The organism is Tateyamaria sp., assembly GCF_059783535.1.
The window spans coordinates 25,452-36,205 of the sequence record NZ_JBYNDP010000026.1; the positions used below are offsets into that span (position 1 = coordinate 25,452).

The window sequence follows — 10,754 nt, forward strand, 5'->3', positions numbered from 1 at the left end:
GTCTTCAGACATCCATCGGGTGATCGGAAGGAAGTTTGACTGCGGCCGACCTAGAGCCTTTTCCTGAGCTGGGCATGGCGGCGTCGGCTCACCGGCACCTCCGTTCCGTTTTCGAGCACACAGGCATAGGCGCTACCGACACGCTTAACTCTTTTGATATGCCGGAACCTGACCCAGTGCGACCGGTGGCACTGCATCCCCCGAAACTCCTTGAGCGCTTCGACACAGTCCGAGAACGCCAGCTTCATCGTGGCTATTCCCTCGGTTGTCACCACCGAAACATAGTGGTCTTGCGCTTCGATCCTGACCAGATCGTCGCCCAGTTTATGTGGAACCGGGATCGCGCTGCGCAGTGCTGGTTCTGGTGCCAGGCGAGAGAGTATGGCGTGGCGCTGTTGCTTGGCCATCTCTGCCGCCCGATAGGCGAACACGGCCATTATGGCTGACAGGCCCACCGACGGCGGCGCGACATTCAGCAATTCCTCAACGTAGCGCCTACTGAACCCTGCATTGATCAGGCTATCGTCCGGCTTTTCACCGAGAAGGACATCGAGAGCCATTGAGAACGGTGCAAGCAATAGAGGCAGGAAACAAATTGCAACGACCAGAGGCCACGGCATTCGAAGCCCGGACAGTGCCACCAACGTTGCCGTGCCCATCAACAGAACCGCTGCAAGAAAAAGATGTGTGATCCAGTGCAGAACCGCCACCCAGAAAGGCATCCCGGAGGTCACGGAAGGATCGAAGCTGGTGATCACCAGTCCGCCCACAACCGCGAAGGCAAGGCAATGATGCGCCAACTGGCGCCAGGACAGGTCACCCGAGCCAAGAACACTCAGCAGGTTTGACCTTAAACCGTCGGATGCGAAGCCGGTACGACCTTCCGGATCTTTCATTTACCCCACCTCGCTCAACGCGACTCATTCAACCGTTGGTAGGGCGCAATCCCCTCAACATAAACGTGCAATTCGCGAACGGTCATAATACGACCGCTGGCGCACCAATCGTTGCCATTCGCGAATTTCCTTATCACGTTCGTGAACCGGCCCTTCAAAATCTTCGACACCCAAGCTGTCTGTTGGCCGTCATGCGCGCCGATGAAGTTGCCGCGCATTTTGAAACAGAAAAAGGACATTCCAATGTCGGACATTCACAGAGCGTTGTCAGTCTTTCCCATGGCACTTGCGGGCCTGGTGCTTTGCCCCACAGGGGTCCTCGCGCAGGATCGCGAAAGAGATTTCACCGGTATGGTTGGGGTCGGCGTCAGCTCCGGTCCCGAATTCTCTGGTTCTGACGAGACCTCGACCCAGTCTTTTCCCGTCATTGATCTCGTTTGGCGCGACCGCTTCTTTCTGAACCAGCGGGGCCTTGGTGTTTTTGCCTTGCGGAACAGAGGGGCGGGCGATCTCACTCTTGGTTTTGCGATTGGCTATGATTTTGACGAGCGCCTTGTCGAGGATGATGAACGGCTCAGAGGATTGCGCGATGTCGAGGCAGGCGGGCTGGTTACCGCGTTTCTGGAGTATGACCTTGGGATTGCCGATCTGGAGTTTGAGCTGAGCCAAGGCATAAGCAGTGACGGCCACGAGGGGACCCGCGCCACGTTTGGTGCAGAGTTTTCAGCACCGTTAGGGGATCGCCTTAGAGTGTCTGCAAAGCCGTTTATCGTATGGTCTGACGGCTCCTATGCGGACGCATTCTATGGAGTAACCGCTGCCGAAGCTGCTTCTTCGAGATTTGCTGCATTCGATGCAGGCTCCGGCTTTGAACGTGTAGGACTTGAATTGACCGCCTCCTACAGCCTGACCGAACGCACGGGGGTCTTCCTCGGCATCGAGCACTCACGGTTGCTGGGCGACGCCAAGGACAGCCCGATCACCTTCGACGATGGGCAAACCGAGATTTCAACCGGCGTCTTCTTCCGCTTCTGAACACCGCTTTGACCAAAATGGCTTTGCTCGGGCCTGAGCGCGCAGCCCATGTCCGAGCACCCAAACACCCATGAGGTTTGAAATGAAAACTGTCATCTACCTTCCCGCCCTGATCGTCACGATCTGCATCGGTTTAGTTTTCTCTATTCGCGACGATCCCGCCCGCACGAATCCGATCTCGGCGGAGAATGCGCCTCTGGTGCCCGGAGTGCTCCCAGTCAGTGAGGCAATCACCCTTGCCCAGACGCACGCCGGTGTTCAGTTGTTGGTAACTGGATTGGCCGACGGGCTGATTATGGCGATTGATTTGACAAACCACGGTGCACAGCCTGACGCTGATCTCTTCGACACACTTGCAGCGGTGGGCGAAACGCACTTGACCAAGCTTTACATGGAAGCGAACAGCGCGTCGGGAACCGGTCTTGCGGAAAGCTATACACTCGCCGAACTCGCATCAGCTGCCGGGGACGGAGACCGACACCTGTCTTCGGGTACGAATTTCCCCGAACACGCAGAAGAAACAAACAGTCAGTCCGTGTTTGCCTTCCCGAAATTCGGCCCGCCCTCTCCACCCGTTACCACTGTCGTCCAAAGGGAAGGCATGTTGCTTGATTACGAAGTCGAGCTTTGCATTCGGTTCGACAGGGACATCACAACGGTCGAGGATTTCGACGAAGCGCGCAAAGGGTTCTTTCTGTGCGCTGATTTCACGGACCGCGCCGTGCTGTCGAGAATGATCGACGTGGACAATTTCGATTCCGGCTCAGGGTTCAGCGATGCCAAGAGCGGTTCTGATTTCTTTCCCACTGGCCCCTTTCTGGTGATCCCCACAGATTGGGAGCGCTTCGTTGCGACGGAGCGTATCACGACGCATCGGGGTGACGCCTTGCGGCAGGATGCACGTGGGGGCGAGATGATCCTCAACTTTCGTCAGCTTATCGAGAAGGCGTTGAGTGATCTTGAGTCAGAACGCTTCGTCTTTCGCGGTCGGCATTTTCACTTACTTCAAGACAAGAGACTGGCACGCGGACAAGCGCTTATGTCCGGCACAGCCGAAGGGGTGATCTTTATGCCTCCAAGCTCGTTGCAGATCGCCCGAGGCGCATTGCAATACGTCCTGAGCGGTGGCTTTCTGACGGGCCAGTCTGGATACGACGGTGTCGTGGAGGCCTTCATCCGCGAAGAGCTAAGTGCGGGCCGGTTTTTGCAGCCGGGCGAGGTGATCAGATACTCGTCATCATCAATGGGCGAGATATCCATCACCGTCGTAAGCGAGAACGAGAATGAAGTCGCCCTAAATGGCGTTGGTGGGCCATGATGAAAAATTGGCAGTGTGCGTCCAAAGTTTGCCGCACCGAGGTTCATCCGAGCGCGCGCGACGAAGACGGCTCATCACTCTTCTTGGTTGGTACACGACATTGCTTCCTCGACGTGTGAGATCTGAAGATATCGGCGTCCCTTTGCGGGACGGCGCAACATCAATAGCGACTTCTTCCATTGGGGGCGGTCGCCAAATGAAACGTCCGGCAAGTCGTTGGTTCACCAACAGGCAAACCACCGATGTTGCGCCGGTCGTTTTTGTCAGTACCAGGCTTGCGGACAAAGACTGGGCTGCGAGCACAGTCGAAATCGAGCATATTTGGCGGGTTAGTGCTTGCAGGGACCCTTGCAAAGTGCGCGAACGAAGCCGTCAGCTGGTCTCAAGGTGGTACTTGAGAAAGTTGGCTCCATCGTAAGTGACCTCGCCGACGTGCCTTGCACCCAGCCTCTTAAGTGCGCCCAAATTCTGACGGGATGGCGGCATGAGAAACGTGACGTATGGGATGCGGTCATCGGCAATGGCAAATTCAATCGCCTTCTTTGCAATACGAGCACCAAGGCCAAAGGAGTCCGGCCGCAAGACCAGGCCGAAATCCCATTCATCACCTTCCCTCTGAAAACCGCCCCATCCGACGTACCGACCATCGGCGAAGAAAGCCCAGTGCCCAAGGCCATCGCGCGCCCAGCACTCTTCCTTGTTAGCAATAAATTTCGCCGCCACGTTGGCGTCCCAATCCATAGAAAGGAGGGGCATGTGTTCCGCCATACGTGGATCGGACATGTGGGCTGCTATCGTTGTTGGCTCAACTTCGTGCAACCGGGCAAATGTTATCTTACGTTGCAATCTAGTGTCTCTTGACCAGGGGATTGTTGTGTAAGCACGCGCTCCAGACCGTCGTTGCAACGTAACATGAACCAGAGCCCGAACATTTGTAGTTTTGATTTTGACGACTAAACCAAGTCGGCACCGGGAACTCCGCTGCAACTACGAGCCCCACCTAAAGTTCTGCCAACTCGTTTTCCAGAGCCTTCCGAAGCAACGGTGCTGTGTCATGCACCCACTGTGGTTCATTGTTCCTCACAATCAGCCAGAATTTCGTACCTTCTTTCCAGAATGTGGCATCAATCAAACCCGGCTCTTTCTTGTGTCTCTTGAAGTGCCAGTGAACGGAGTTGGGGTACTTGTTGCGCGAATAACCTCCGATATGCGAGATGTATGATCCGGTTCCAATCGCGGCGCGCTCCACAACTCTCAGCATCTTTTTCTTCGTCATGTCGTCATCAATGCTGATCTCAAGATCATATGATTTCTTTTCTTTCACCACGCTTTAACCTCTTGGACGTCTCCGCCGCGCAGCCGATTATGACTTTGTTGGCGGTTCTGGTTCGGTGAGAATGGATCTTTAGCCGCGTAGAGCCGCGGCGAGGCGTGCCATTTTCACGGACATGCCTCAGACCTGCTTAGCGATTTTGACGGCCTTGAACTCCGCCACTCCTTCGTCCTCCCCATCTGTGAAGCAGGCCACTGTGACGGGGTCCGGCCTGTCCGGGAAATGGTAGACCGCGTTGACGCTGAACGGTCCTCCTCCTGAATGTCCGATGGCCCTCCCAATTTCGCCAACCTCGCCAGACATCAATCCAAGCGCATAGCCACATTCTGTCCAGGGCCGCCCAGGAATTGTTCCGCCGATGACATGGCGAACAAGCATTTCGCGACGGGTGTCGGCACGAAGCAGCTGACCATGAAAGAGAGCATGCAAAAGATGCGCTGCATCCGAAACAGAACCGATTAGGCAGCCGTGAAAGACCCAACGTGGATCATAGCCGTCAGCAGCATCCCATTTCAGAGAAGCCGTTTGTTCGGGCGTCTCCCAATACTTCACGCTCCGCAGACCTAGGGGCTGACACAGGAGGTCCGAAATCACTCTGCCAATTGGCATACCGGTGGTCTCTTCTATCAATTCGCGAACGTACCGGTAGCCGATGTTGGAATAGGACCAGCCCTTATCAGGATCGAAAAGCATGCCCTGGGCCATTGCCGCTTCCATCAGCTTCTGGCGCGACCAAGGTTCCTCCTTTCCTGCGACCGCCGCACGATATGTTTTCAGAGGCTCGTAGTCCGGCAAGCCCGAAGTGTGCTGCAGCAGTTGACGAAGGGTAAATGGCTGACCCGGCACGAGGGCGTCCAGGCTCAAGTAAGAAGCTTCTACAAGCTTAAGCGCGCAAATTGAGATAGCCGTCTTTGTGAAGCTCCAGTAGGGGAACAGCGCTCCGGAAGGGCTATACCCGTCCTCGCGACCTTGGGTGGTAATCCAATGGTGGTATATTGGCTGTGAGTTCATCGAATGTGGGCCAATCTTCATTTTGAGTTGGTCAGCACGACTTTGCCGACAAGGCCACCCGCTTCGAGCATTGAATGGGCCCGGGTTGCCTCAGACATGGGCACCTCTGCTGCGATGGCCGGATATAGACGACCCGCTGCGGTCTTCTCCAGTAGGTCCGTCAGCGTATCCCTATACCAGTCGAGGTTTTTTGCCGGAAAACTCAACATGCTCGGCGACATTGGCACGCTCACACCATTTGGCGAAAGCGCCACCGTACCGGCGGTCAACAGACTGAGCGGAATGATTGCAGCGCCGGATTTATATATGGATGCCATTCCCAGCATGACCAACCGTCCCCCGCGCCTGAGGCATCGGCTTGATCGCCAAAGCTGGCGGGGTCCGCCAACGACATCGATCACGACATCCACCCCATCATTGGTCAAATCTTGGATACGACGGACAAAATTTTCGGTTTTGTAGTTGATGGGGACAGCGCCATTTCCAGCAATGAAGTCACTGGATTCATCACTGCCAGTGCCGAACATTTGGAACCCGGCTAAGCGGCCAAGTTGCAGAAGCGCTGAACCAAGCCCACCAGCTGCACCATGGATCAAAAGCCGCTCGCCGGGACGCACCTTGGCTGTCTTCTCCAGCACAAGCGATGCCGTGAGGTAGTTGGTTATGATCGCGGCCGCTGTGACAGACTCAACGCCATCCGGCACTGGAACCAGTGTTTCAGCCGGGCGGATGATCATCTCCGAGTAGCCGCCGCCTTGTCCGAACGTCCAGCCAGCAACCCTTTGGCCTTTGGTGAAACTGGTTACATCCGGCCCGGTCGCGTCTACAATGCCAACAAAATCTTCGCCAGGCGTGTATGGCGGTTTGGTGAACCCAAAGAACCAGTGGCCGCGTATCATGAGATCGAAACCGGATACGCCAGCAGCTTCGACGCGGACGCGCACTTCTCCAGTGGCAGGCGCGCGGACTTGAACCGGCGTCCAAGAAAGGACGTCTGGCGGCCCGCGACGCTGAACAATAATGCGATGACCTTTAAAGGAATTCATTGGGTAGCCCCCTCTCTTGTCTATGCAAATGCGGTATTCGGATGATCCGAAACTTCGCCAGCGGCAGGCGCTGCGAACCCACCGGACGTGCTCAAGGGATGCCGCAGCGCAAGAAGCTGCATCGGATTGGACTCCTCATTTTTTGGGACGGTGCAAGAAGGCTCAGCGGAAAGAAGGGTGTCGCGCCACTATTGGGAAAGGCATTCTTTCAGAAGATCGAATACCAACCTGATGCGACGACTTGTGTGTAGCTCTCGGTGCGCAACCAGCCAGTTTGGTATTTTGAAGGGCTCAATGTCGGTCAGCACCGGTCCAAATTCCGGGAACCTGGCTGCGATGCGGTCTGTCATGATCGCGATGCAATGTCCTTGACGCGCGATCTCCAATTCAACGACCTGCGAGCGCGAGACATACCTAAAATTCTGCCTTGTCAGCTTGAGCCCAAGTGTCTGAAAGTGTGCAAGCATGCCTTCTGCATCACCAAAGCTGACGAATTGGTGCTGCGAATGGTCTTCGTCCAGCTCGGGCTCGCCATATGAATCTGTGTACTTGGAGACGACGAAAAAACGTGCCGGGTCTTCACAGACAAGCTTGGCGAGGAGATCCGGTTCTTCCGGCCGAGCATGGCGGATTGCAATGTCAGCCTGTCGAAGAAGCAGATCACTGACATTGTTATCCGCCACGATATCCAACTCCAGATTGGGCGCGACCAATTGCAATTGGTCGAGCATTGGTGGCAGCACATAAGCCGCGGTCATGTCTGTAGCCGATATGCGAACCAGACCCTCGATGGTTTGAGATTGACCAGACGCGGCTAGCGACATCATGTTGGCGCCGTCTGCCATGGTTCTTACGTGATCCAACAGGTTCAATCCGGTTGGCGTGAGGGACACAGATCGCCCAGAACGCTCAAACAGGATCACTTCTAAGTTCTTCTCCAGAGCTGCAATCTGTCTTGTGATCGTAGGTTGTGTGACACCCAGAACTGCTGCCGCAGCAGAAAGAGAGCGCTCTTCTGCGACCGCAAGGAATGCCCGGGCCTGGTTCCAGTCGAAAGAGATCGAGTTCCAATTCATGGGCAAACATATACACCCGGTTTTTGCATAAAAAACCGACGTGTATCCACAGTATACCAACAAAAAACGTATAGATGCCGCTTCGATATAGAGAGATGTGTCCCTGCGTAGAGCAAACCCACCCCGATATGATCCCGCGCCACTTGGCAGAGTGTCCTTGGGGCAACCGGCAGGACAAAGGTATCTCGGCCCGCAGTTTTGCCTCTCAAAAAACTCCGGTTGTCAGGATGATCTGCTAATGCTGAGTTTGTTCCCGTCCGGGTCTCGAAAATCGCCGCCGCAGAAGTTCCGACCGCGTCTGCCAGGAGCCCCTTCGTCAGTTGCGCCATGTTCAAGTGCGATGGCATGGACAGTGTCGACATGACTGCTGTCGCTGGCAGCGAGCGCAATCATTGTGCCGTTGCCATGGGAAGCCGGCTGTCCGTCATAGGGGTAGGTGACTATTATCATCGGCTTGCCCGTTCCGAAACTATAGCCGATCATGTTTCCAAGGCTGTAGGCGCGGGTGCCCTTGATTGCGCCAAGCACGGCATCGAAAAAGATTGCCGAAGCAGTAAGGTCTCTAGTACCGATCACTACATAGTTGATCATGATTTCTCTATTGCGTGACGAATTTGCAGGCGATGAACGCGCCAACAATCGATTTCCGAGAAAGGGTTCAAGAAGGACCGCTCAAGCAATCATTTGGGATGGGTAGCGGCGACTGGCACAAAGACAATGGCCCTCCCCTGCCTCGGCAGACCTTCCACCTATCATTAAAATGCTGCGTTCATAGCCCGCATGGCTGCCAGTGCTCAGTTTTGGCACGATCCGAGGTCTGGACCCGGGCAGAAAGCGAACCTTGCTGCCAGAGAAGCTAACGGCTGGTTTGCCTCACGATGCGTGAGTTGTAGTGGATCAGGGTTTCGGCAGCGCAGCGAAAGTCCGGTTTGGAGGGCCGCACTGCAGCAACTATCTTTAGGGGCGAACGGCAGGATTGGGCCGTTTTCCGTTAAACGGATGTTTCTCAAGTGTGAGACGGACGTGGTTGGTCGGTGTTTGTGAGCGTCAGGCCGATCCCGGTACCTGTGTTTCGACATCCGCAAGTTTTCAGGTCTTATTTGGGGATTTGCGGAATGGTCTGGCGTCTCCGCCTTTGCCGCGCTTGCTTCGCGAGGGCTGCCCGTTTCTGGCCTTGCCCTTTGACGCGTGCTGCGCTTTTCCGGGCTTCGACCACTTGGACTCGTCCGCAGAATTTTCGGCTCGGTTTTTCTGTCTGGCCGGTTTCGGGGTCGCCTTTCCTGGCCCCGTACCTTCGCCCGGCTTTTTCGGTGCCGCGTCCTGTGGCCTTTTGCCTTTGCCTCGATGGATGTCGGGTGTCTTTTTGGGTGGCTGGCTTTTGGGCTTTGCGCGCCTGGGCGCCGCTTTGGCAGTTTTTTCTGCCTGTTCGGCCGATTTCACGGGTTTTGATCGCACATCAGCGCGGTTTCTGGGCTGGCCCCGATGAGCCTGCGACGGTCGCGGCTCGGCAGGCGGCCCCTTGGGCGAAGCATCGAAATCCGGAACGCCCGTCAATTCCGTCAGGGTTGCTCCCTGTTCGATGACCAGACCCTCACCCAGTTCTTGTTTCATTGCCGTGACGGCGTCACTGGCGATCTCAACAAAGGTTTCATGGTACTGGACATGAATGGCGCCGATCGCATTTTTGGCCAGCCCGGCATTGCGACACAGCATGGGCAGCAGCCAGCGCGGCTCTGCCCGTTGCTTGCGCCCCAATGACAACGAAAACCACGTGCTTGGGCCAAAGTCGGCGGGATTTGACATGGGGCTTTTGCCGGGCTTTGGCGCTGCGCCCAGGATCTCGGGGGCCGAGTTCTGCTCGCGGTAAAGGCGCAGATAGGCCGCTGCCACCTGTTCGGGCGTTCTTCCCGCGAGCAGACGTTCGACGAACGCGGTCTCTTCGGCGCTAAGCGGCTCCCTCAGAGCGGGGTCGGCGATGATGCGCTCCTCTTCCCGTTCAAGGACCTCTTCCGCAGAGGGTGGTGCTCGCCATGTTGCATCTAGCTTTGCCGTCTTGAGCAACCTTTGCGCTTTGGACCGATGCCGCCCAGGTACGATCAGGATTGACTGGCCTTTGCGACCTGCGCGGCCCGTCCGGCCAGACCGATGAAGCAGCGTTTCGGCATTTGACGGCAGATCCGCGTGGATCACCAATTCCAGGCCAGGAAGATCAATGCCGCGCGCCGCGACATCGGTGGCCACACATACTTGCGCGCGGCCGTCCCGTAGCGCCTGCATCGCATTGCCGCGCTCTGCCTGGCTGAGTTCGCCAGACAGCGAGACGACCTTGAATCCTCGGTTGGAAAATTTCGCCGTCAGACGGGCCACCATGGCGCGGGTATTGGCAAAGACAATCGAGGTTTGAGCATCGTGAAAGCACAGCAGATTGATGATCGCCTTTTCGATATCCGACGGCGCGACGTTCAACGCACTATAGGAAATGTCGGCATGCTGCGCCTCTGTGCTGCCGATCTTGAGGCGGCGCGCGTCCTCTTTCTGATAGGTTTGTGCAAGCTTGGCGATGCCCCGCGGAACAGTGGCCGAAAACATCAATGTCCGCCGGGTCGCCGGGATCTGATCTAGGATGAATTCAAGATCCTCGGCAAAGCCCATATCCAGCATCTCGTCGGCTTCATCCAGAACGACAGCGCGTACATCGCTAAGGTCAAGGGCGCCGCGCGTGGCGTGATCGCGCAACCGCCCGGGGGTTGCGACCACGACGTGCGCGCCGCGCTCCAACGCCCGGCGTTCCGTTCGGGTATCCATGCCGCCCACTGCTGACGCGGTCACAATTCCTGCCTGTTCAAAAAGCCAATCGAACTCTCGGCGCACTTGCAGCGCCAATTCTCGCGTTGGCGCGATAATGACAGCAAGCGGTGCCGCCGGCCGCCCAAATCTACCTTTCTCATCAAGAAGATCATGGACGATGCACGGGCCGAAGCCTATCTAGCCCCCTGTTACTGGGCCACTGATCTGGCTTTCTCTAATAGGGTTTCCGGC

At 56.5% G+C, this 10,754-nt stretch carries 10 protein-coding genes; 2 read left to right on the plus strand and 8 right to left on the minus strand.

Annotation, left to right across the window (positions count from 1 at the left end):
- Nucleotides 1-50: 50 nt before the first annotated feature.
- Nucleotides 51-896: a LytTR family DNA-binding domain-containing protein gene (locus AC6RA8_RS07630; RefSeq protein ID WP_500351718.1), complete on the minus strand. Its 846-nt coding sequence runs from the start codon at nucleotides 894-896 to the stop codon at nucleotides 51-53.
- Nucleotides 897-1,139: 243 nt separating this feature from the next.
- On the opposite strand from AC6RA8_RS07630, the gene AC6RA8_RS07635 reads away from it, so the two are divergent.
- Together AC6RA8_RS07635 and AC6RA8_RS07640 are read left to right on the plus strand one after the other, a co-directional pair.
- The gene (locus tag AC6RA8_RS07635) at nucleotides 1,140-1,931 is read left to right on the plus strand and encodes a MipA/OmpV family protein (protein WP_500351720.1); all 792 of its coding nucleotides are present in this window, start codon (nucleotides 1,140-1,142) and stop codon (nucleotides 1,929-1,931) included.
- An 82-nt stretch (nucleotides 1,932-2,013) separates the two neighbouring features.
- A complete protein-coding gene (locus tag AC6RA8_RS07640; protein WP_500351721.1) occupies nucleotides 2,014-3,249 on the plus strand; it encodes a fumarylacetoacetate hydrolase family protein in 1,236 nt (411 codons plus the stop codon).
- Between the two features lie 372 nt (nucleotides 3,250-3,621).
- On the opposite strand, the gene AC6RA8_RS07645 is transcribed toward AC6RA8_RS07640, so the two are convergent.
- The 7 genes from AC6RA8_RS07645 to AC6RA8_RS07675 all read right to left on the minus strand — a co-directional run bounded on the left by AC6RA8_RS07645 (nucleotide 3,622) and on the right by AC6RA8_RS07675 (nucleotide 10,700).
- The gene (locus AC6RA8_RS07645) at nucleotides 3,622-4,032 is read right to left on the minus strand and encodes a GNAT family protein (RefSeq protein WP_500351723.1); all 411 of its coding nucleotides are present in this window, start codon (nucleotides 4,030-4,032) and stop codon (nucleotides 3,622-3,624) included.
- 217 nt (nucleotides 4,033-4,249) lie between these two features.
- Entirely contained in the window at nucleotides 4,250-4,573 is a 324-nt protein-coding gene (locus tag AC6RA8_RS07650) for a hypothetical protein (protein WP_500351725.1), read from the minus strand.
- Between the two features lie 129 nt (nucleotides 4,574-4,702).
- Entirely contained in the window at nucleotides 4,703-5,614 is a 912-nt protein-coding gene (locus AC6RA8_RS07655; RefSeq protein WP_500351726.1) for a serine hydrolase domain-containing protein, read from the minus strand.
- Entirely contained in the window at nucleotides 5,611-6,639 is a 1,029-nt protein-coding gene (locus AC6RA8_RS07660) for a zinc-binding dehydrogenase (RefSeq protein ID WP_500351728.1), read from the minus strand. Before AC6RA8_RS07660 ends, AC6RA8_RS07655 begins: the two co-directional genes overlap by 4 nt.
- A 188-nt stretch (nucleotides 6,640-6,827) precedes the next feature.
- Entirely contained in the window at nucleotides 6,828-7,715 is an 888-nt protein-coding gene (locus AC6RA8_RS07665) for a LysR family transcriptional regulator (RefSeq protein WP_500351730.1), read from the minus strand.
- 222 nt (nucleotides 7,716-7,937) lie between these two features.
- Complete coding sequence (locus AC6RA8_RS07670) at nucleotides 7,938-8,306, minus strand: VOC family protein (RefSeq protein ID WP_500351732.1); 369 nt, start codon at nucleotides 8,304-8,306, stop codon at nucleotides 7,938-7,940.
- Nucleotides 8,307-8,804: 498 nt separating this feature from the next.
- A complete protein-coding gene (locus tag AC6RA8_RS07675) occupies nucleotides 8,805-10,700 on the minus strand; it encodes a DEAD/DEAH box helicase (RefSeq protein WP_500351733.1) in 1,896 nt (631 codons plus the stop codon).
- Nucleotides 10,701-10,754 lie beyond the last annotated feature (54 nt).

Excerpts from the sequence above, each read along its gene's own strand:
- AC6RA8_RS07665 (WP_500351730.1), bottom strand. The coding sequence starts at position 7,715 with ATGAATTGGAACTCGATCTCTTTCGACTGGAACCAGGCCCGGGCATTC.
- AC6RA8_RS07645 (WP_500351723.1), bottom strand. The coding sequence starts at position 4,032 with ATGTCCGATCCACGTATGGCGGAACACATGCCCCTCCTTTCTATGGAT.
- AC6RA8_RS07640 (WP_500351721.1), top strand. The coding sequence starts at position 2,014 with ATGAAAACTGTCATCTACCTTCCCGCCCTGATCGTCACGATCTGCATC.
- AC6RA8_RS07635 (WP_500351720.1), top strand. The coding sequence starts at position 1,140 with ATGTCGGACATTCACAGAGCGTTGTCAGTCTTTCCCATGGCACTTGCG.
- AC6RA8_RS07670 (WP_500351732.1), bottom strand. The coding sequence starts at position 8,306 with ATGATCAACTATGTAGTGATCGGTACTAGAGACCTTACTGCTTCGGCA.
- AC6RA8_RS07660 (WP_500351728.1), bottom strand. The coding sequence starts at position 6,639 with ATGAATTCCTTTAAAGGTCATCGCATTATTGTTCAGCGTCGCGGGCCG.
- AC6RA8_RS07630 (WP_500351718.1), bottom strand. The coding sequence starts at position 896 with ATGAAAGATCCGGAAGGTCGTACCGGCTTCGCATCCGACGGTTTAAGG.
- AC6RA8_RS07655 (WP_500351726.1), bottom strand. The coding sequence starts at position 5,614 with ATGAAGATTGGCCCACATTCGATGAACTCACAGCCAATATACCACCAT.